We start from the raw sequence: 19,814 nt of genomic DNA, 5'->3' as shown, positions 1-19,814 counted from the left end.
TGAAGAGATCTGTACCCTAAGACGAGTAGCCGACCACAGTAGAGTCGATGACCTCGCAGAGAAAGGAGCGACGGTGACGGAGAAGGCTCCCGGCTCCACACGTCGCAGAGGCGCCGACCTGGAAAGGGCGATCTACGCCGCGACGCTCAACGAACTGGCCGAGGCCGGCTACGCCGACCTCGCCCTGGACCGGATCGCCCAGCGAGCCAAGATCGGCCGGTCGTCGCTGTACCGGCGCTGGTCGAGCAAGCAGGACCTCGTCGCCGAAGCGGTCACCCATGCGCTCCCGCCGATGGAGGAGACGCCGGACACCGGCAGCGTGCGTGAGGATCTGCTGACCTGTTTCGAGCGGATGCACCGGCTTCTCGACGGGCTCGGCCGGCTCGCGCTCCAAGCCGTCGCCGCCGAACTGCACGACTCCGCCGACAACACCCTCGTCACCGTAATCCGCGACCGGGTCCTCGAACCTCGCCTGCAGGTGGTCCTCGACGTCCTGCTCAGAGGAGTCGGCCGAGGTGAGATCCGCGCCGAGGCGGCGGTTCCCCTCCTGGCCAGGACCGGGCCCGCACTGCTGTTCCAGCACTTGCTGATGTACGGGACGGTGCCGCCCCGGTCCCACCTCGAGGACATCGTCGACCGCGTGATCCTCCCTGCGGCGAGGCCCTGACCGTACGCCCTCCGGCATTCGGCGACCCTGCGGTGGATGTAAGGTCCGTGCCGTCACCCGCGAGCCGGGGACCGCCGGTCTGCCCGCCGACGCCGAGGTCGTCGCGGGCGACCCGTCACGGCCCGACGCGGGTGACGTCGTACGGGGGCCGTACGCGGCCTTCACCGAAGCGGTGATCCACGAAGGGGATCTGGCCGGGGTCGCCGCCCGCGCGCTGCTCACCGATGACCTGACGGGCCGGCGGGTGCGGCTGACCGGGCCGCGATCCCTGTCTCACGAGGAGATGACGGCCATCATCGGCGAGGTGCTGGGCAGGCCGCTGCGCTATCAGGAGGTCCCGGCGGAGGCGGTGAAGCAGGCCATGGTCCAGCGAGGTTTCCCGGCACCGTTCGTCGAGGCACTGCTGGCCAGGTACGCCCGGGGCGCCGGGCCGGCGGAGGCGGTCACCGACGAGGTGGAGAAGATCCTCGGTCGTCCCGCACGGACGTACGCCGAGTGGGTCGCCGACCACGCCGCCGCCTTCCGGAGCTGACGGAGGAGCCGGCCACGAGCAAGAACCGCGTGGTCCAAGGAACACCGCGGTGACCTGCGACTACGGTCCGAGCCGGGCGACACCGGGCGTTCACCGAGGATGCCGGCGACGCCTGATCGTCGACGGCTCAGACCGAGCGGCGGAAGCCGCCCTCGCTGTTGATGACCTGACCCGTGATCCAGGAGGCGTCGTCGGTGGCGAGCCAGGCGATGAGGCGGGCGGGGTCGTCCGGTGTTCCCCAGCGGCCGGCCGGGAAGCGCCGGCGTACCTCCTCGTGGGCGGCGGGCGGGGCGTAGCCGGTGTCGACCGGCCCGGGGTTGACCGCGTTGAGGGTGATGCCCTGGTCGGCGAGGTGGTCGGCCAGCGTCGGGGTGATGGCGGCGAGGGCGCCCTTGGCGCTGGCGTACGCGACCTCGTCGCGCATCGGGCCGAGGTTCTGCCCGGAGGTCATGAGGATGACCCGGCCGCCCGCCCGCCCGTCGTGCCGGGCGGCGAACGCCTGGGTGAGCAGGATGGTGGAGCGGGTGTTCACGGCCCAGTGCGCGTCGAGCATGGCGGCGTCGAGCGTGCCGAGCGGCCCGTCGCCTCCGCTGCGCGCGTGGTTGCAGACGAGGATGTCGAGACGGCCGAACGCCGCCACGGCCGCGTCGACGAGGCGCTCGGGCGCGTCGGGCTCGCCGAGGTCCAGCCCGAGGTGGTGAACGGAGGCGTCTTCGGCGAGGACGTCACGGACACCGCCGACCACCGCCTGGACCCCGCCGGGATCGGCACCCCAGGGCTGCTCGACGTCATGCGGAACGTGGTGGTGGAGGAACACCCCGGCCCCGAGCCCGGCCAGCCTCCGCGCGACCGCGAACCCGATACCGGCCCGGCGGCTGACCCCGGTGACGAGCGCGACCCTGCCGCGCAACGTGCGCGATGGGGCGGAGCCGGCAGCGCTCATGCTCGCCAGCCTGAACGCGCGGGGGAGGAGCGGCAACCGGTTTTTCCGCGTACGCGATTAGCTCCGCGTCTTCGCGGCGGCGTGAATGACCTCCCTCGCGCGCCGCGGCATCTCATCCAGCAGTCACCGGCGAGCTCCGGTCGGCGGGTCTCTGGAACGACCGGTTACCGCCTCGGCTGATCCGTTGTGAGAGGCTCGCGGGCATGCGGCTGAGCTGTTCCGGCGCGCGGTGGCCGATCGCAGGGTGGCCGTGGCGTCGCCTGCCGGTGCTCGTTCTCCTGGTCGCACTGTTCGGAGGTGCACTGGGGCCCGGGACGGCGCACGCCGCCACGAGGACGAACACCGCCGGGCCGGTCGTGGTCGTGGGCGTGCCCGGGTTGCGGTGGGACGACCTCGGCCCGCGCGGTACCCCGAACCTGTGGCGCCTGGCCGGACGCGCGGAATTGGCGAACATGTCCACCTACACGGTCTCCGGTGTCACCTGCCCGGTGGACGGCTGGCTGACGGTCTCCGCAGGTCAACGCGCATCTTTTGGCAGTGGCGCCCCAAGGGAGTGCGGCCTGCCTCCGTCGCCGTCGGCGAGCGGGTCCGGGGCGGTCCTGCCCGGCTTCGCCGGGATCCGTGCCCGGAACCTGCGGGGCGAGTACGCCGCATCGGTCGGTTCGCTGGGCACGGCGATCCACCGATCCGGTGGGCTGACGATGGCGGCCGGGCCGGGGGCGGCGTTCGCCGCGGCCGACGACCAGGGACGCGTCGACTTCTACGCGTCGGCGCCGGAGGCCGTTCCCCCCGCTGCCTGGGCCTCGGCGCGGCTGGCGGTGGTGGATGTGGAGGACATCCAGAGCGCCGGATCGGTCGACATCACCCGAACGCGGCGGGCGGCCGCCGTGCGCCAGGCCGACCGCCGGATCGGCATCGTGCTCACTGCCCTTCCGGCGTCGGCGAAAGTCCTGGTCGCGGGCGTGTCCGATACCTCCCGGCGGAACTCGCTGCACGTCGTCCTGGCGGCTCCGGCCGCTCGGCCGGGATATCTGACCTCCGCTTCGACCCGCCGGCAGGGTCTGGTGACCTTGACCGACCTGACCGCCGGCGCGTTGTCCGCCGCCGGCGTCCCGGTTCCGGGCACCGTGGTCGGCAGGGCCTGGCATCCGAACGGCGAGCCGGTCACGGTGGCCGCGGCGGCGTCCTGGCTCAGCGACGCCAACCGCGCCGCCGAGATCAGCCAGCACTCCATGACGCCGTTCTGGATCGCCTTCATGGCCGGGCAACTGCTGCTGTACACGGCAGGGGCACTGGCGCTGCGGCGCGACTGGCAGGGCCGACGACGGCGCCGCGTTCTGGCGGCGACCCGGACGGTCGCGCTGTGCGGGGCGGCCGGACCGCTGGCGACCTATCTGGTGAACCTGCTGCCGTGGTCGCGTTCCCCTCATCCGGTCACCACGATGCTCGCCTGCGTCGCGGGCTTCGACATCCTGATCGTCGCGGCGGCACTGGCCGGCCGGTGGCGGCGCGACGTGATCGCGCCCGGCACGATCATCGCAGCCCTGACCATGGTCACCTTCGCCGCCGACGTGATGACCGGCGCACGGCTGCAGTGGAACAGCGTGACCGGCTACAACCCGATCATCGCGGGACGCTTCTACGGCTTCGCGAACATCGCCTTCGCCGCCTACGCCACCGCGGTTCTGCTCACCGCCGCCGGCCTCGCTCACCTTCTGGTCACCCGCGGACATCGCCGTGGGGCCGTGCTCGTCGTGCTGGCACTCGGCGCGGCCGCCGAGGTGGTGACCGCGTGGCCGGATTGGGGCGCCAAATTCGGCGGCACCATCGCCTTCGTCCCCGGCATCGTCATCACCGCCCTGATCGTCGCCGGTCGCCGGATCTCACCGGCGCACGTCGTGGGGTGCGTGGTCGCCGGTGTGGCCGTCATCGCGACCTCGGCGTTCGTCGACCACCTGCGGCCTCCCGCGCATCGCACGCACCTCGGCGAGTTCGCCGGCCAGGTACTGAACGGGCAGGCCGCCACGGTCGTGAGCCGCAAGGCCGGCGCGATGCTGCGAAGCGTCGGTCACTCCCCGGAACTCACGATCTTGACCGTGGCGGCGCTGCTGTTCTTGTGGCTGGCGCTCATCCGCCCGACCCGGTGGCGTGCCGGTGCTCTGGAACTGGCCTATGGGCGGGCACCCGCGCTGCGCGCGGGCCTGAGCGGTGCTTTCGCCACCTCGATGATCGGATTTCTGGTCGAGGACTCGGGGATCAGCGTCCCGGGGATCGCCCTGGCCATCGCGGTCCCCCTCGCCCTGGCCGCCGCCGTACGCGCGCTCGAGCCGGTCACCGGCCGAGGATGGTGATGGACAGTCGGGAGTCGGTGGCGGCTCTGGCCAGGGCCGCGGCCTGAGGGCGGTCGGTCCGTACGACGATCAGGGCGCCCTCGTCCGGGTCGAGGGCCGGCTTGGGGACGGCCAGGATCGGGACGGACGAGGCCACCGTGCGGGCGGGCATGGGGTTGTCGGAGCGGGCGGCCAGGACGTCCACGCGGTCGCCCGGACGCAGGAGGCGGGCGACCGCCGCGTCGGCCAGGCGGATCGGGGTGGCGACGGCGGCCGGGTCGGTCTCGTCCAGCAGGCCGGCCGACCGCAGGCGGGCGTCGGTCAGGGGCTCGCCTCGCCGGATCGGGCCGGACAGGGTCCGGCCCGCCGCCGCGCGCACCAGGCCGGACGGGACCGCCGCCCGCGGTAGGGACCTCGCGTCCACGTCCCGTGCGGTCAGCGTGGCGCCGGCGGGCAGGTCGCGGGCGGCCACCCACACGCGTACGCCGTCACTGTGCGGCCGGGCGGCGGCCAGGCCCAGAGCCGCCGCGGCCGCGGCGAACACCGCGGCCAGCAACCGGCGGTGTCGGCTCAGCGTCGTCCTCATCTGATCGCCTTCGGGGAGGTTTCGCCGGCCGGGGTGAGGGTTCTTCGGTCGTCGGGTCGGTGGTGTCGGCTCAGCGTCGTCCTCATCTGATCGCCTCCAGGGAGGTTTCGTCCGCCGGGGTGAGGGCCCTTCGGCCGTCGGGCCGGTGTCGCTGTGGGGACCTCACCGGCACGCACCGGGGGAGCGGTCGAAGGAACACCCCAGGGCGAGCCGACGGACACCCGGCCCGCCCGGGGGGATGTCATGGCAGGTCGAACGGCGGCTTCAGCCCGTCGAGGGTCCGCGGGCACGGGCAGTCGCGCGCGGCCGGCAGGGCGGCGACGATGTCGCCGACGAGGCCGCGCAGACGGTCGACGTTTTCGGCGAACACCTGCAACACCTCCTCGTGCGTCACGCCCTCGCCCTCCTCGACGCCGGCGTCCAGGTCGGTCACCAGGCACGCCGGGATGTAGCAGAGCGCCAGCTCGCGGGCGAGCACGGCCTCCGGGTGCCCGGTCATGCCGACCAGCGTCCAGCCCTGTCCCGCGTACCACTGGGACTCGGCTCGCGTCGAGAAGCGCGGACCCTCGATGACCACGAGCGTGCCGCCGTCGACCGGGGGCCAGCCCGCGGCGGTCGCCGCCTCGACGGCCGTGCGGCGGCCGGCCGGGCAGTAGGGGTCGGCGAACGACACGTGGATCGCGCCGCCCTCGTCGTAGTAGGTCTGCGCGCGCCCGCTCGTGCGGTCGATGAGCTGGTCGGGGACGCAGAGCGTGCCCGGCCCGTACGCCGCGGTGAGGGACCCGACGGCGCTCGGCGCCACTACCTGGCGCACCCCCAGGGACCGCAGCGCCCAGAGGTTGGCGCGGTAGGGGATCCGGTGCGGGGGGAAGCGGTGGTCGCGGCCGTGCCGGGGCAGGAAGGCGACGGGCCGGCCCGCGCCTCGGTGACCGCTCGGCAGCGTGCCGATGGCGATGGGGTCGCTGGGCGGGCCGTAGGGCGTGGAGACCTCGATCTCCTCGACGTCGTCGAGGAACGAGTAGAAGCCCGAGCCGCCGATCACACCGATCTCTGCATGCATGAGCGGGACCCTAGCCGCCCGCCGAACCATCACGCGAGACCACGCCACCCCCTGTGGACGAGGAACGCGACATATCTTGACCGCCGCTCAAACGCGTAATATCTTCTCGCTAAACGAGAGGATGGTAACCAATATGAACCGAAGGCTTCTACGGCTCCTCACGGGCCGCCGTACGAAGTGGCTGGTCCTGGGCGTCTGGCTGGTCCTGCTCATGGCCGGCGGCACGCTCGGCGGCAGGCTCCAGAGCGTGACCCAGAACACGGCCGAGGCCTACCTGCCCGGCAGTGCCGAGGCCACCCAGGTCATCAGGCTCCAGGACAAGGTGCACAAGGAAGACGGGATGCTCGCCGTCGTCTCGTACGAGCGCCGCAGCGGCATCACCCCCGCCGACCGGGCGAACGCGCGGCAGGCCGCCGCGAACCTCGCCCACTTCGGCGCCGTCACCGGGCCGCTCACGGCCAGGGACGGCCAGGCGATGCAACTCCTCGTGCCGATCACCGGCGAGGGAGACGCCGTCCTGAAGGCCGTCGACACCATCCGCCACACCGTCGAACGGGCCCCGCCCGGGCTGGACGTCCGCGTCACCGGTCCCGCGGGCGGGCTGTCCGACGCGGTCAAGGTGTTCGGCAGCATCGACGGAACCCTGCTCATGGTGACGCTCGCGGTGGTCGTGCTGATGCTGCTGCTGACCTACCGCAGCCCGTTCCTGTGGATCGTCCCGCTGGTCGCCGCCGGCTCGGCGTACACGCTGTCGCAGGGCGTGGTGTACCTGCTCGCCCGCGCCGGCCTCACCGTCAGCGGGCAGAGCACCGGCATCCTCGCCGTCCTCGTCTTCGGCGCCGGCACCGACTACGCGCTGCTGATCATCGCCCGGTACCGCGAGGAGCTGCACCGCCACGAGGACAAACACGAGGCCATGCGCCTGGCCCTGCGCCGCGCCGGCCCGGCCGTCCTGGCCAGCGGCGCCACCGTCACGGTCGGCCTGCTCTGCCTGCTCGTCGCCGAGCTCAACTCCACGAGCGGCCTCGGCCCGGTCGGGGCCGCCGGCATCGTCTGCGCGCTGGGCGCCATGACCACCCTGCTGCCCGCTCTGCTCGTGGTCCTGCCGCGCGGCGTCTTCTGGCCCGCCGTGCCCCGGTTCGACAGTGCGTACGAGGAGGGCGGGCACGGTCTCTGGGCCGCCGTGGCCCGGTTCGTCGGCGAACGGCAACGCGTCATCTGGATCGGCACCGCCGTCCTGCTCGGCGCCCTGACGCTCGGCCTGATGTCGCTGAAGGTCGGTCCGGTGTCCAACGCCGGCCAGTTCGTCGGCACCCCGGACTCGGTCGCCGGCGAACGGGTGATCGCCCGGCACTTCGCCGCCGGCACCGGCGACCCCGCCGTGGTGATCGCGCCGACCTCGCCCGGCCTGCACGACGCGATCGCGAACACCCGCGGTGTGGCGCAGGTCGGCCGCCCCATCGCCGGGAGCGGTTACACGCAGTACGAGGCGACGCTCGCCGACCCGCCGGACAGCCCGGCCGCGCGCGACACCGTCGACCGGCTCCGGGCCGCCGTACATCCCCTCGGCGGTCGCGTCGGCGGTACGACCGCGATCAACGTGGACACGCAACGCGCGGCCGTCCACGACGGCAAGGTGATCATCCCGCTGGTGCTCGGCGTGGTCTTCGTGATCCTCGTCCTGCTGCTGCGGGCGGTCGTGGCGCCGCTGCTCCTCATCGGCACCGTGGTGCTGTCCTTCGCCGCGTCACTCGGCGTGTGCGGACTGGTGTTCACCCATGTGTTCGGGTTCGAGGGCGTCGACTCCGGGTTCCCGCTGCAGATCTTCATCTTCCTGGTCGCCCTGGGAGTGGACTACAACATCTTCCTGCTCACCCGGGTACGCGAGGAGGCGCGGCGGCTGGGGACCCGGCGGGGCGTGCTGCGCGGCCTGACCGTCACCGGGGGTGTGATCACCTCGGCCGGCGTGGTGCTGGCCGCCACCTTCGCGGCGCTCGCCACCCTGCCCCTGACCGGGCTGGTGGAGATGGCCTTCGCGGTGGCGTTCGGCGTGCTGCTCGACACCCTGGTCGTACGGTCCCTGCTCGTGCCGGCGCTGGCCTGCGACATCGGGGCAGGCCTGTGGTGGCCGGGACGGCTGCGGACCGCGCCGCGGCGTGAGAGCGAGCCGCGGGCGCGCGCGTCCGTCGGCTGAGCGGGAGACCGACCGGGTCCGGCGGTCTCGCCGGGCCCGGTCAGGCCACCTTCTCCGAAGTGCCGCTGGACTTCGAGGACGCGGAGCCGGACGACTTGGACTCCGACTTGGACTCCGTCTTGGTCTCGGTCTTCGTCTCGCTCTTGGTCTTCGCGTCGTCCTTCTTGGCGGTCTCCTTGGACGTGGTGCTCGTCCCGCCGGAGCCCGACCGGCTGTCGGTGCGATAGAAGCCCGAGCCACGGAACACGATGGCGGCGGGGGAGAAGATCTTCCTCAGTCGCCCGCCGCACGCGGGGCACTCGGTCAGCGCGTCATCGGTGAACTTCTGCACGACCTCCAGCGGCTCACCGCATTCCGTGCAAGCGTACTGATACGTCGGCACGAGATCCTCCTTGCTGCACAGGCCACGTGGGGCAACCTGGCACTCTCACCTGATGACTGCTAAGTGTACGGGGCGCCGGATCATTCCCGACCAGGGCTCATCCATCCCCTCGTTCGCCATACCAACCGGCCAGCTTGCCGCGCCGGCTGATCGCGCGCAAGCGCCGTTCGGCCGGGCCGCGGGCCTCGCTCGTGGCCACGACCAGCAACTCGTCGCCCGCCTGCAGGCGAGTGCTGGGCTCGGGCACGAAGCTCTTGCCGTCCCGTACGACCAGGGTGATCGACGCGCCGGACGGCATCCGCAGCTCGAAGATCTCCACTCCGTCGAGCCGGGAGTCCGGCGGAATGCGGATGGTCAGCAGATCCGCGTGCAGTTCCTCGAGCGGCGCGGCCTCGACGTCGATCTCGCGGCTCGCGTCGGAGACGGTGATGCGGAGCGCGCGGGCGAGCCAGGGCAGCGTCGGGCCCTGCAGCAGCGTGAACACCACCACGATGATGAACACCTGGGCGAACAGCTCGTCCGCGCCGCTCAGGCCGGCCGTCATCGCCACCGTGGCGAGGACGATCGGCACCGCACCGCGCAGCCCCGCCCATGACAGGAACGCCTTCTCCCGCCAGGACAGCCCCAGGAACGGGGTGGACACCAGCACCGACAGCGGCCGCGCCACCAGGACCAGCGCGAAGCCGCACACCAGCGCCGGCCAGACCTGCGCCGGCAGGTCGGCCGGCGACGCCAGCAGCCCGAGCATGATGAACAGCCCGATCTGGGCGAGCCAGGCCAGTCCCTCGGCGAAGCCACGGGTGGCCGGGCGGTGCGGCAGCGGGCTGTTGCCCAGCACGAGCGCCGCGACGTACACCGCGAGGAACCCGCTGCCGTGGATCACGGAGGTCTCGCCGTACGCGCCGACCACCAGGGAGAGCACCGCGATCGGGTACAGGCCCGAGGCCGGGAGCGCCAGGCGCCGCAGCGCGAACGCGCCGATCCACCCGACGACCAGCCCGACCACGCCGCCGATGATCAGCTCGGCCACCAGCTCACCGGCCATGGTGAGGGTGCTGGGGACCCGCCGGGCGGTCAGCGCGAGCACCAGGATGATCACCGGCGCGTCGTTGAAGCCGGACTCGGCCTCGAGAATGCCGGACAGGCGTGCCGGCAGCGGCAGCCGTCGCAACACCGAGAACACGGCCGCGGCGTCGGTCGGCGCCAGCACCGCGCCCAGCAGCACGGCGTTGCGCCACTCGGCGCCGATCAGCCAGTGCGCGGCGGCGGCGACCACCGCGATGCTGACCGCCGAACCGACGATGGCCAGCGAGAGGGCCGCCGGCACGCCCTCACGTACGTCCGCCCATCGGGTGGTCAGCCCGCCCTCGGCGAGGATCAGGACGAGCGCGGACAGCCCGAGCGTCTCGGCGAGCGCCGGATCGTCGAAGTGGATGCCGAACCCGGCCTCCCCGAGCAGCAGCCCGAGCGCGAGGTAGAGGAGCAGGCTGGGCAGCCCGGTGCGGTGCGCCACCCGCACGGCGACGATGGCCGTGATGAGCACGAGGGAGCCGAGCAGCAGCCACAGATCGAGTTTCAACGCTCCCCCCTCACTGTGACTTCTGCCAGGTCAAAACCGCATTTGCCGGGCCCTCAACGTGCCCCTGCCTCGGTGGCGCCGTCGCGAAACGGCGCGCCACGCCTCTAGCGGCGCCGGATCACCGCGTCCACACCGTTGACCACGTCCGACACCGGCCGGCCCTCGATCGCGGCCCGTACGTTGTCCATGACCTTGGTGATGATGTTGCTCTGGGCCCGCCGGGTGCCGCCCGCGGCGTGCGGCGACAGCAGGACGTCGTCGTGGCCGCGCAGCGGATGGTCGGCGGGCAGGGGCTCCTGGTCGTACACGTCGAGCGCGGCGCCCGCGAGCCGGCCGCCGTCCAGCGCCGCGAGCACGGCGTCATCCGGCGCGATCCCGCCCCGCGCGACGTTGATCAGCAGCGCGCCGTCCGGCAGCAGCGCGAGGCGTTCGGGGCCGAGCAGCCCGCGCGTCTCGGCGGTCAGCGGAAGGCAGACGACCAGCACGTCGGAGGTGGCGAGCAGTTCGTCGAGCTCCTTGTACACCCCGTCAGGGCGGCGCCGGCGCGACCAGTACGCCACCGGGCAGCCGATCGCGGCGAACAGTCGCGCGGCCTCCGCGCCGATCGCGCCCATTCCGAGGATGCCGACGCGCCTGCCGCCCAGCTCGTCCGCGCCGTGCGTGGCGGCCTCCAGCTGCGGCCAGCCGCCCGCGCGCATCCGCCGGTCCGACCAGGTGAGGCGGCGGGACAGGTCGAGAGCGGCCGCGAGTGCCCACTCGGCCACCGACCGGGTGTTCGCCCCGGCCGCGTTGGCCACCGGCACGTTCGCGCCGGTCAGGGCTTCCAGGTCGCACGAGTCGACACCGACCGACGGCATCTGCACGAACGCCAGGCGCGGCGCCGAGGCCACGGCCTCCGCGTCCATCGCCAGCGTGCCGCTGAAGTCGCCGACGACCAGTTCCGCCTCGGAGAGTGCGGCGCGCAGTCCGTCCCGGTCGCGGGTGGCGGGAACGCTCACCTCGGCGCCCAGCGGCTCGAAGAGACCGCGGTTCACCTCCTCGTCGAGCGGCATCAGGGCGAGCAATCGCCACGGCGTGCCGTTCACGAGACCGCTCCGGTCGTCCGGCGCACTCATCATCTCCTCGGGAATCGGGGTGTTCAGTCCGATTCTTCTGTACCGGAGGCATCTCCGCTACGCCGAGAGAGTGTGATCAGCGCCTCTTTTGTGATCAAGTGAAACGTGCGATGCCCCGCGAGGGTGTCACGACGGCGCGGACCGCCTGGTCGTGCGGCTCGGTGGGCACCGACGCGACGAGCTCGGCGTCGTACACCGCCGCGACCGTCAGGATGCCGGGGTCGACGCGCGCCAGCACCCGGTCGTACGAGCCGCCGCCACGCCCGAGACGGGTGCCGGTCGCGGACGACACCGCCAGCGCCGGCACGATGATCAGGTCCGCCCCGCGGACGGCCGTGACGCCGCGTGGCGGCTCCACCGGCTCGAGCAGCCCGTACGGGCCGGGCCGCAGGGAGTCCGGGCCCTCGTAGGAGGCCCAGTCGAGATCGCCGCCGGGCAGCAGCTTCGGCACCAGCACGTACGTCCCGCGTTTCCACAGCGCGAACAGCAGACTGTGCGTGCCCGGCTCGTCCCCGATCGAGACGTACGCCGCGACGGTGCCGGCCATCTCGGCCTCGGGGAGGGTGAGAAGCGTGTCGCGCACGGCCCGCGCGGCGGCGGCGCGCTCGTCCTCGCTCATCCCGGCGCGCGCCGCCAGCAGCCCGGCCCGCAGGGTCGTCTTGTCCTCGGCGATGTCACGCACGGATCCATTCTCCCGCCCTCCGCGACCGGGGTGCGCCTGTCCAGCGAAGATCAACCAGATCCATCGCACCCACGAGGCAACCGTTGACCGGCACGGCACTAGGGTCTTCCCATGGTCGACCACGAATCCGTAACCAAGGCGGTCGTCCCGGCGGCCGGCCTTGGAACCCGCTTCCTGCCTGCCACGAAGGCGACTCCCAAAGAGATGCTGCCGATCGTCGACAAGCCGGCGATCCAGTACGTCGTCGAGGAGGCCGTCGGTGCCGGCCTGAACGACGTCCTCCTCATCACCGGACGCGGCAAGCGTCCGATCGAGGACCACTTCGACCGCGCGTACGAGCTGGAGGAGGCGCTCCGCGCCAAGGACGACCCCGAGCGCCTCGCGGCCGTACGCGAGTCCAGCGAGCTCGCCAACGTTCACTACGTACGCCAGGGCGAGCCCAAGGGCCTCGGGCACGCCGTCCACTGCGCCCGCCAGCACGTCGGCGACGAGCCGTTCGCGGTGCTGCTCGGCGACGACCTCATCGACGGGCGCGACCCGCTGCTCAAGCGGATGATCGAGGTACGCGCCCAGTTCGGCGGCAGCGTCGTCGCGCTGATGGAGGTCGAGCCGGAGCAGGTGTCGTTGTACGGCTGCGCCGCGATCGAGCCCACCGACGAGGACGACGTCGTCAGGGTGACCAACCTCGTCGAGAAGCCGGTGCCCGGTGAGGCGCCGAGCCGGTGGATCATCATCGGCCGCTACGTCTGCGACCCGGCCGTCTTCGACGTGCTGGAGAAGACCCCGCCCGGCCGTGGCGGCGAGATCCAGCTCACCGACGCGCTGATGACCCTCGCGCAGCGCGACCGCTCGCAGGGCGGCCCGGTGCACGGCGTGCTCTTCCGCGGCCGCCGCTACGACACCGGCAACAAGCTCGACTACCTGCGCACCGTCGTGCAGTTCGCCGCCGACCGGCCCGACCTGGCCGCGGAGTTCCTGCCGTGGCTGCGCGAGTTCACGGCCAAGCACGACGAGTCATGAAGACGGTCGACGAGCACATCGCCGACATCCTGGCGGCGACACGCCCGCTGCCGCCTCTGGAGGTCGCCCTCCTGGAGGCGGTGCACGGCGTGCTGGCCGAGCCGGTCACCGCGCCCGTCGACCTGCCGCCGTTCGACAACTCCGCCATGGACGGCTACGCCGTCGTCTCCTCCGACGTCGCCGGGGCGTCGGAGACGTCGCCGGTGACTCTGTCGGTCGTCGGCGACATCGCCGCCGGCGACCAGGACACCCACGCCATCCGGCCCGGCCTGTGCGCGCGGATCATGACGGGTGCCCCGATGCCGGCCGGCGCCGACGCGATCGTGCCGGTCGAGTGGACCGACGGCGGCACGGCCAAGGTCTCGATCCGGCAGGCCGCCGAGGCCGGACGCTACATCCGCCGCAGCGGCGAGGACGTCACCGCGGGCCAGACCGTGCTGGAGGCGGGCACGCGCCTGGGCGCGGCCCAGATCGGCATGATCGCCGCGGTCGGCCGGGCCCGCGTCTCCGTACGGCCGCGCCCGCGCGTCGTCGTGCTGTCCACCGGCAGCGAGCTCGTCGAACCTGGCGGCACCGTCGGTCCGGGCCAGATCTGGGACGCGAACGGCTTCGCGCTGACCGCCGCCGCCACCGAGGCCGGAGCCGTCGGCTTCCGGCAGGGAGTGATCGGCGACGACCCGCGCCGGGTGCTCGCCGGTATTGAAGAACAGCTCGGCTTCGCCGACCTGGTCATCACCTCCGGCGGGGTCAGCATGGGCGCCCGCGACGTGGTCAAGGAGGTCCTGTCGGGCCTGGGCACGATGAGGTTCGAGCAGATCGCGATGCGGCCGGGCAAGCCGCAGGGGTTCGGCCTGCTCGATGACCGCACGCCGGTGTTCACACTGCCCGGCAACCCGGTCAGCGCCTTCGTGTCCTTCCAGATCTTCGTACGGCCCGCGCTGCGCGCCCTGCAGGGCCTGCCGCCGGAGCCGCTGCCGACCGTGGCGGCGCGCCTCACCTCGCCGGTCAGGTCCCCTTCGGGGCTGCGGCACTTCCTGCGCGGCGATCTCCGCTACCGCGACGGCGACTACGAGGTGAGCCCCGCGAAGGGTCAGGGGTCACACCAGATCTTCGCGCTCTCGGCGTCCAACTGCCTGATCGTGGTGGGGGAGGACGTCACGGAGCTGTCCGAGGGCGACCGGGTCGAGGTTCTGAGGCTGCCATGACGGATCCTTCCGGGTTCTCCCACCTCGACGAGTCCGGCGCGGCCCGCATGGTCGACGTCTCCGCCAAGGAGATCTCGGCCCGCACCGCCACCGCGAGCGGTTTCGTACGCCTGTCGGCGGACTGCGTCGCGGCCCTGCGCGCCGGAGACGTCCCCAAGGGCGACGCCCTGGCCGTGGCCCGCATCGCCGGTATCCAGGCGGCCAAGCGCACCCCCGACCTCGTGCCCCTCTGCCACCCGATCGCCATCCATGGCGTGACCGTGGACCTGGCCGTACGCGACGAGGGCGTGGCCATCGAGGCCCAGGTGCGCACCGCGGACCGTACCGGCGTGGAGATGGAGGCGCTCACCTGCGTCTCCGTCGCGGCTCTGACACTGATCGACATGGTCAAGGCCGTCGATCCCGCCGCGGTGATCACTGATGTCCGGGTCGAGGAGAAGACCGGCGGCAAGACCGGTCACTGGCGGCGGCCCGGCGGAGAGGAGCGCTGATGCGGGCCCTGGCGGTCACCGTGTCGAACCGGGCGTCGGCGGGCGTCTACGAGGACACCTCCGGGCCACTGATCGTCGCCGGGCTGCGCGAGCTCGGCTTCGAGGCCGGCGATCCGGTCGTCATCCCCGACGGCGAGTCCGTCGAGAAGACGCTGCGGGAGGCGGTCGCCGCGGAGTACGACGCGGTGATCACGAGCGGCGGCACCGGGCTCACGCCCATGGACCTGACGCCGGAGATGACCCGCCGGGTGATCGAACGCGAGGTGCCCGGCATCGCGGAGGCGATCCGTCTGACCGGCTTCGCCAAGGTGCCGACGGCGGTGCTGTCCCGCGGCCTCGCCGGCGTGGCCGGCCGCACGCTCATCGTCAACCTGCCCGGCTCGGCCGGGGGAGTGAAGGACGGCATGGCGGTACTCGCCGGAATTCTGCGGCACGCGGTCGACCAGATCCGCGGCGGCGACCACCCCCGCACCTCCTGAGTCTCCCGGCCGATGGTGGCGCGCGGCGAGTCTCGGGGGAATCATGGAGGGGTGGATCGTATGCGGGGTTGGCCCGCCACCTTGGCCGAGGGCCCGGTAGGGCTCCGGCCATTGCGTCTTCGCGACGCCTCCATCTGGCGCGAGGTGCGGATCCGCAACGCCGAATGGCTGCGCCCCTGGGAACCCACCAACCCGGAGACGCCCCTGTTCCGCAGCGGGATCGGCCCCTACCTCAGCATGGCGCAGACGATGCGCCGCGAGGCACGTCAGGGCCTCGCCCTGCCCTGGGTGGTCACGTACGGCGGTGACTTCGCCGGTCAGCTCACCATCGGCGCGATCGTGTGGGGCTCCGCGCGGTCGGCGCAGATCGGCTACTGGGTCGACAAGACCGTCGCCGGCCGGGGCGTGATGCCGACCGCGGTGGCCCTCGCCGTCGACCACTGCTTCTTCAACGTCGGGCTCCACCGCGTCGAGGCCAATATCCGGCCGGAGAACGCCGCGAGCCGCCGAGTCGTGGAAAAGCTCGGATTCCGCGAGGAAGGCGTCCGCCAGCGGCATCTGCACATCGACGGAGCCTGGCGTGACCACATCTGTTATGCCCTGACCACCGAAGATGTACCCGGCGGACTGATGTCCCGCTGGCGAGCCAGCATGCGGCAGGCTTTTCCCCGCTGAACCGGCGGATCGCAAAAGATTGGTATCCCGACGTTTATGTGCGGCCCGATCTCGCGACACACCGCCCCGAATGCTCGTCAACCACTGACTGTGGGTCCTAGCGTGCGGGACGTGAGCGCGCGCGTATCCAAGGTCGGCGCGGGCCTGGACGCGGCAATGGGGAGGGCTGATGAGCAGTGCAGTCCTCTATTTGGCGATCGTAGCCGTCTGGGGCGTCGTTCTCGTGCCGATGTGGCTCCGCCGCGACGGCGACGGCATCGGCCGCCTCCTGCACCGTCGCACCGACTCCGAGGCGCTCGCGTCCGACGACCTCGCGTACGAGGAGCCCGAGGCGGAGCAGGGCGTTCCGGAGACGGACGCGCCCTCCACCCATGAGGCCGCTGCGGCTCCTGAGGCGCCTGTGGCTCATGAGACACGACGCCGCCGGGTCACCCGGGGAGCCGTCATCGCCCGCCGCCGTCGCCGCACGCTGGGCCTGAGCCTGCTCACCCTGACCGCGATCGTGGTCGCCGCGTCGCACGCCGCGCCGTGGTGGTTCACCATCCCGCCCGTCCTGCTGCTGGCCGGCCACCTCTCCCTGCTCCGCGTCGCCGTCCGCATGGACCAGGTCCGCCGCCAGGAGATGCGCCGCCGCGCCGCGGCCGCCCGCGCGGCGGCGGCCAGGCGCGCCCGCGAGGAAGAGCAGGAGCGGGAGGCCGAGGCCGCCCGTACGGCGGAGGTCATCGAACTCCCCGCCTGGGCGCACGAAGAGGTCTACGACCAGTACACCGACCGCCGCGCGGTCGGCGACTGACCCCTCCGTACGGCCGACCGCGACATGAGGCGGGCCACCGGACCGGTGCCGTCGGCGCGTCCCGGTGGCCCGCGATGTCATTCACGGGGTCTCCGAGCCCCCTCGGATGCGCGAGCAGTGCCGAATGTTTGCTAGCCTTACTGCGTCGTTGGGGCTGTAGCGCAGTCCGGTAGCGCACCTCGTTCGCATCGAGGGGGTCAGGGGTTCAAATCCCCTCAGCTCCACGAGTCGGGCCATCGTGTTCGGCGCCTTTGGGCGCCTTTCCGGTGGCCCGCTATTTTTTTTGGGGGGACGACCCCCCATGCCCCCCGATGTGGGGGGCTGGCGCCCCCCACGCCCCCCTCGGGCTGGGGTCTCGCTCGGGTCGTTGCCCTTCCTATTTTGGGAGGGTGGGGAGGTATTTCGGGGGGCGGCGGGACTGGGTGGCCTGTTCGAAGGCGTAGGCCAGGCTGAGGATCTTCTCGTCGGCGTTCTGGTGTCCCATGAAGGAGACGCCTATGGGGAGCTCACCTTCGGCGAACCCGGCCGGGACGTTGATGTTCGGGTATCCGGCGACGGCCGCAGGGCCGCAGGTGCCGTTCCAGGAACCGTTGTTGTCGAGGACCCTCGTGGAGGGCGAGATGGTCGGGGCGACGATCGCGTCCAGGTGGTGCGTGTCGAGGATGCGGTCGAGGTCCTGACGGGCCTGCTCGGTGATCCGTTCGCGCTCCTCCTTCCACTCGCGCGGGGAGTGGAGCGTGTCCGAGTCCTGGGCCCGCTCGAACACGGCCTGCCCGAAGTCTGAGGATCGTTCGCCGGGGTGATCTCGGGTGAAGGCGATCAGTTCGGCGAGGTCGCGTGGGTGTTCGCCGCCAGTCGTGGCCAGGTAGCTGTTGATGGCCTGCTTGAACTCGTGGGGCAGCAGGGCCGATGCGTCGGGGAGGGGCAGGTCGACGACGACCGTGGTGGCGCCCAGTTCGTGGAGGCTTTCGACCGTCTCGGCGAGGACGCGGTCCACATCGGGATGATTTCCGGGCCTGCTCCACACGCCGATCCTCGTTCCTGGTGGCAGGTCCGGGCTCAGGCGGATCGGCTCGGACGTGGTCGCGATGGCCTCGAAGACCGCCGCGGCGTCGGCCACGTTACGGGTGATCGGCCCGACGGTGTCCTGGAAGAGTGAGACCGGCACGACGCCGTGCGCGCTGACTCGCCACAAAGAAGGTTTGAAACCCACCACGCCGTTCATCGCCGCGGGAGAGACGATGGAGCCGGCGGTCTCGGTGCCGATGGTGATGGGCGCCATGCCGGTGGCGGCCGCCACCGCGGAGCCGCTGGAGGACCCGGACGGGCTGCGGTCGAGGACGTAGGGGTTCCTGGTCTGGCCGCCGGTCGCGCTCCAGCCGTGCCGGGGGGTGTCCGAACGAAAGTTGGCCCATTCGGACAGGTTCGTCTTGCCGAGGATGATCGCGCCGGCGTCGCGGAGTTGGGTGACCACCTTGGCGTCCGCGTAGGGTTTGTTGTGCAGCAGGGCGAGGGAGCCGGCGGTGGTGGGCAGGTCACGGGTGTCGATGTTGTCCTTGACGAGGACGGGGATGCCGTGTAGCGGGCCGAGGTCGACGCCGGAGGCGCGGACCCGGTCGGCCTCGCGGGCTTGGGCGAGGACCGCGTCGCGGTTCAGTGAGCCCGGTATGACGGCGCCCAGTTCCTTATTCATCGCGTCGATGCGGTCCAGGCACCGCTGCGTCAGTTCTTCTGAGGTCAGCCGGCCGGCGGCCATCTCGGTTCGCAGGTCCTGGACGGTCATCGTCTCGGGGAAGGCCGGTGGGACGTGCTGGAGATGGGGGGCTCCGGCCCCGGCATCGAGTCTGGCGGTGAGGTCGCCGGGGCTCACCACGTGATCGTGGACGCTGCCGGGGTTCACCGGGTGGTCGTGGACGCCGCCGAGCCCCGCGGTGGCCGGGCCGTCGAGCGGGCCGGGTGCCGTGCTGTGGACCGGTCCAGCCGGTGGTGCGGATGGGGAGTGGTGGAAGAGGCGGCCGGCCAGTTCGGTTCCGGTGCCGGTCAAAGCCATGCCGAAGCCGTATTTGGCGGCGTCTTGGAGCTGGTCGAGACCCCAGCCGTGGCCGGTGAGTCCTCCGGCGGTCCAGATCGCGGCGGTGCCGGCGCTTCCGGACAGGGCGTACCGGGTGGTGACTCCTCGTGCGCTGGGGGACCGGCTCCACCGCGACAGCCATTCCAGCGCCGGGGACCGCCGTAGCAGGGCCGGCAGCGCCCCGTGGACGGCGAAGCCGGTCAGCCCCCCGACGAGGAGTCCTTCCAGCGCCAGGCGGGCGAGCGCACCGAAATCAAGGCCGTCGCCGTGGAACAGCAGACCGATCTCCCCGGTCCCGGCCGTGAACGCCATTCCCAGCACCGCGTCCCGGATCACCCGCAGCGCGATCCACAGCGCCGCGCCCTCCAGCTTGATCAACCGCGCGACCAGGCCCTGGACCCAGCGCCCCAGCGCACCCGCGAGCAGGGTCAGCGCCACCACGAACACCGCCGTGGCGACGCACTGCCACCGTGCGCTGATGATCGCGCGCCGGCTGTCGTCGCAGTAGCGCGCCAGTTCCCCGCACCGGTGCGCGAGGGACCTCAGCAGGCCGGATTCGCCGTGCACCACGTTCGCGGTCGCGGCGAACGCCTCGGTCGCCGCACCGGATCCGTCACCGACCCGTCTGGCGTGCCCGGCCACCTCCTCGGCCACCTCGTCGAGCACGCTCTTCATCGACAGCGCGGCATCGCGCAGATCGGCCAGCGCGGTCAGGTCCCCCTCGGGCCACGCGACCGGTATCCCGCACCATCCCAGTACCTTCTCGGCCCAGGCCCACACATCCGGCGCAGGCGCCGCGGCCGGCAGGCCACCCGGGACCGGCGGCAGGACGTAGGACTCCGGCATCCGTGCCCACCGCGGTGGATCCTGCCCGGCCGGGCCCGGCCCGCCCAGCCCCTCCGCGATCGTCCCGTCCGCCTCCCGGTACGTCCCCCCGGCCACCACCAGACCCGCGGCCATCGCCCGCAAAAGGTTCACGGTCCAGGTCAGGTCCTTCAAGAGCCCGTCCC

General features: G+C 72.2%; 18 protein-coding genes and 1 tRNA gene. 11 read left to right on the top strand and 8 right to left on the bottom strand.

What is annotated here, in order from left to right; genetic code table 11:
• Positions 1-73: 73 nt before the first annotated feature.
• Both QSK37_RS13055 and QSK37_RS13050 read left to right on the top strand, forming a co-directional pair.
• Entirely contained in the window at positions 74-667 is a 594-nt protein-coding gene (locus QSK37_RS13055; RefSeq protein ID WP_285620130.1) for a TetR/AcrR family transcriptional regulator, read from the top strand.
• A gap of 172 nt (positions 668-839) precedes the next feature.
• Entirely contained in the window at positions 840-1,199 is a 360-nt protein-coding gene (locus tag QSK37_RS13050; RefSeq protein WP_285620129.1) for a Rossmann-fold NAD(P)-binding domain-containing protein, read from the top strand.
• A 127-nt stretch (positions 1,200-1,326) separates the two neighbouring features.
• On the opposite strand, the gene QSK37_RS13045 is transcribed toward QSK37_RS13050, so the two are convergent.
• A complete protein-coding gene (locus QSK37_RS13045; RefSeq protein ID WP_285620128.1) occupies positions 1,327-2,142 on the bottom strand; it encodes an SDR family oxidoreductase in 816 nt (271 codons plus the stop codon).
• A gap of 203 nt (positions 2,143-2,345) precedes the next feature.
• On the opposite strand from QSK37_RS13045, the gene QSK37_RS13040 reads away from it, so the two are divergent.
• Positions 2,346-4,493, top strand: coding sequence for a hypothetical protein (locus QSK37_RS13040; RefSeq protein WP_285620127.1), 2,148 nt, complete (start codon positions 2,346-2,348; stop codon positions 4,491-4,493).
• On the opposite strand, the gene QSK37_RS13035 is transcribed toward QSK37_RS13040, so the two are convergent.
• Together QSK37_RS13035 and QSK37_RS13030 are read right to left on the bottom strand one after the other, a co-directional pair.
• The gene (locus tag QSK37_RS13035; RefSeq protein WP_285620126.1) at positions 4,474-5,058 is read right to left on the bottom strand and encodes an SAF domain-containing protein; all 585 of its coding nucleotides are present in this window, start codon (positions 5,056-5,058) and stop codon (positions 4,474-4,476) included. The two genes, QSK37_RS13040 and QSK37_RS13035, sit on opposite strands and share 20 nt — an antisense overlap.
• A gap of 241 nt (positions 5,059-5,299) precedes the next feature.
• Complete coding sequence (locus tag QSK37_RS13030; RefSeq protein ID WP_285620125.1) at positions 5,300-6,118, bottom strand: S-methyl-5'-thioadenosine phosphorylase; 819 nt, start codon at positions 6,116-6,118, stop codon at positions 5,300-5,302.
• 133 nt (positions 6,119-6,251) lie between these two features.
• On the opposite strand from QSK37_RS13030, the gene QSK37_RS13025 reads away from it, so the two are divergent.
• On the top strand, positions 6,252-8,312 hold the full coding sequence (locus QSK37_RS13025; RefSeq protein ID WP_285620123.1) for an MMPL family transporter: 2,061 nt from the start codon (positions 6,252-6,254) through the stop codon (positions 8,310-8,312).
• 40 nt (positions 8,313-8,352) lie between these two features.
• On the opposite strand, the gene QSK37_RS13020 is transcribed toward QSK37_RS13025, so the two are convergent.
• The 4 genes from QSK37_RS13020 to QSK37_RS13005 all read right to left on the bottom strand — a co-directional run bounded on the left by QSK37_RS13020 (position 8,353) and on the right by QSK37_RS13005 (position 12,070).
• Entirely contained in the window at positions 8,353-8,694 is a 342-nt protein-coding gene (locus QSK37_RS13020) for an FmdB family zinc ribbon protein (protein ID WP_285620121.1), read from the bottom strand.
• 97 nt (positions 8,695-8,791) lie between these two features.
• Positions 8,792-10,273: a potassium/proton antiporter gene (locus QSK37_RS13015; RefSeq protein ID WP_285620120.1), complete on the bottom strand. Its 1,482-nt coding sequence runs from the start codon at positions 10,271-10,273 to the stop codon at positions 8,792-8,794.
• A gap of 104 nt (positions 10,274-10,377) precedes the next feature.
• A complete protein-coding gene (locus tag QSK37_RS13010) occupies positions 10,378-11,388 on the bottom strand; it encodes an NAD(P)-dependent oxidoreductase (protein ID WP_285620118.1) in 1,011 nt (336 codons plus the stop codon).
• 94 nt (positions 11,389-11,482) lie between these two features.
• Positions 11,483-12,070 (bottom strand): 5-formyltetrahydrofolate cyclo-ligase, encoded by a 588-nt coding sequence (locus QSK37_RS13005; RefSeq protein WP_285620116.1) that lies wholly within the window; start codon positions 12,068-12,070, stop codon positions 11,483-11,485.
• 111 nt (positions 12,071-12,181) lie between these two features.
• On the opposite strand from QSK37_RS13005, the gene galU reads away from it, so the two are divergent.
• The 7 genes from galU to QSK37_RS12970 all read left to right on the top strand — a co-directional run bounded on the left by galU (position 12,182) and on the right by QSK37_RS12970 (position 16,957).
• The gene (gene galU, locus QSK37_RS13000) at positions 12,182-13,090 is read left to right on the top strand and encodes a UTP--glucose-1-phosphate uridylyltransferase GalU (RefSeq protein ID WP_285568808.1); all 909 of its coding nucleotides are present in this window, start codon (positions 12,182-12,184) and stop codon (positions 13,088-13,090) included.
• The gene (gene glp / locus QSK37_RS12995) at positions 13,087-14,295 is read left to right on the top strand and encodes a molybdotransferase-like divisome protein Glp (RefSeq protein ID WP_285620115.1); all 1,209 of its coding nucleotides are present in this window, start codon (positions 13,087-13,089) and stop codon (positions 14,293-14,295) included. The genes galU and glp overlap by 4 nt, the downstream gene beginning before the upstream one ends.
• Positions 14,292-14,786, top strand: a complete 495-nt coding sequence (gene moaC, locus QSK37_RS12990; RefSeq protein ID WP_285620114.1) for a cyclic pyranopterin monophosphate synthase MoaC — start codon at positions 14,292-14,294, stop codon at positions 14,784-14,786. The genes glp and moaC overlap by 4 nt, the downstream gene beginning before the upstream one ends.
• Positions 14,786-15,265: a MogA/MoaB family molybdenum cofactor biosynthesis protein gene (locus QSK37_RS12985; protein WP_285620113.1), complete on the top strand. Its 480-nt coding sequence runs from the start codon at positions 14,786-14,788 to the stop codon at positions 15,263-15,265. The genes moaC and QSK37_RS12985 overlap by 1 nt, the downstream gene beginning before the upstream one ends.
• 60 nt (positions 15,266-15,325) lie before the next feature.
• Positions 15,326-15,940 (top strand): GNAT family N-acetyltransferase, encoded by a 615-nt coding sequence (locus QSK37_RS12980; protein WP_285568816.1) that lies wholly within the window; start codon positions 15,326-15,328, stop codon positions 15,938-15,940.
• A gap of 169 nt (positions 15,941-16,109) precedes the next feature.
• The gene (gene sepX / locus QSK37_RS12975; RefSeq protein ID WP_285620112.1) at positions 16,110-16,733 is read left to right on the top strand and encodes a divisome protein SepX/GlpR; all 624 of its coding nucleotides are present in this window, start codon (positions 16,110-16,112) and stop codon (positions 16,731-16,733) included.
• Positions 16,734-16,883: 150 nt separating this feature from the next.
• A tRNA-Ala gene (locus tag QSK37_RS12970) sits at positions 16,884-16,957 on the top strand.
• A gap of 152 nt (positions 16,958-17,109) precedes the next feature.
• Here QSK37_RS12970 and QSK37_RS12965 read toward each other — a convergent pair.
• The coding region (locus QSK37_RS12965) for an amidase family protein (RefSeq protein WP_285620110.1) at positions 17,110-19,814 on the bottom strand (2,705 nt) is incomplete at its 5' end.

This window comes from Actinoallomurus iriomotensis, assembly GCF_030269445.1.
GTDB lineage: Bacteria > Actinomycetota > Actinomycetes > Streptosporangiales > Streptosporangiaceae > Actinoallomurus > Actinoallomurus iriomotensis.
Note: the sequence above shows the minus strand (reverse complement) of the source record. Positions and strands in the feature narration are given on the sequence as shown.

Bases quoted from the DNA above. Each gene is read 5' to 3' on its own strand.
- QSK37_RS13045 (WP_285620128.1), bottom strand. From the start codon at position 2,142: ATGAGCGCTGCCGGCTCCGCCCCATCGCGCACGTTGCGCGGCAGGGTC.
- QSK37_RS13040 (WP_285620127.1), top strand. From the start codon at position 2,346: ATGCGGCTGAGCTGTTCCGGCGCGCGGTGGCCGATCGCAGGGTGGCCG.
- QSK37_RS13035 (WP_285620126.1), bottom strand. From the start codon at position 5,058: ATGAGGACGACGCTGAGCCGACACCGCCGGTTGCTGGCCGCGGTGTTC.
- QSK37_RS13030 (WP_285620125.1), bottom strand. From the start codon at position 6,118: ATGCATGCAGAGATCGGTGTGATCGGCGGCTCGGGCTTCTACTCGTTC.
- QSK37_RS13025 (WP_285620123.1), top strand. From the start codon at position 6,252: ATGAACCGAAGGCTTCTACGGCTCCTCACGGGCCGCCGTACGAAGTGG.
- QSK37_RS13010 (WP_285620118.1), bottom strand. From the start codon at position 11,388: ATGAGTGCGCCGGACGACCGGAGCGGTCTCGTGAACGGCACGCCGTGG.
- galU (WP_285568808.1), top strand. From the start codon at position 12,182: ATGGTCGACCACGAATCCGTAACCAAGGCGGTCGTCCCGGCGGCCGGC.
- glp (WP_285620115.1), top strand. From the start codon at position 13,087: ATGAAGACGGTCGACGAGCACATCGCCGACATCCTGGCGGCGACACGC.
- moaC (WP_285620114.1), top strand. From the start codon at position 14,292: ATGACGGATCCTTCCGGGTTCTCCCACCTCGACGAGTCCGGCGCGGCC.
- QSK37_RS12985 (WP_285620113.1), top strand. From the start codon at position 14,786: ATGCGGGCCCTGGCGGTCACCGTGTCGAACCGGGCGTCGGCGGGCGTC.
- QSK37_RS12980 (WP_285568816.1), top strand. From the start codon at position 15,326: ATGCGGGGTTGGCCCGCCACCTTGGCCGAGGGCCCGGTAGGGCTCCGG.
- sepX (WP_285620112.1), top strand. From the start codon at position 16,110: ATGAGCAGTGCAGTCCTCTATTTGGCGATCGTAGCCGTCTGGGGCGTC.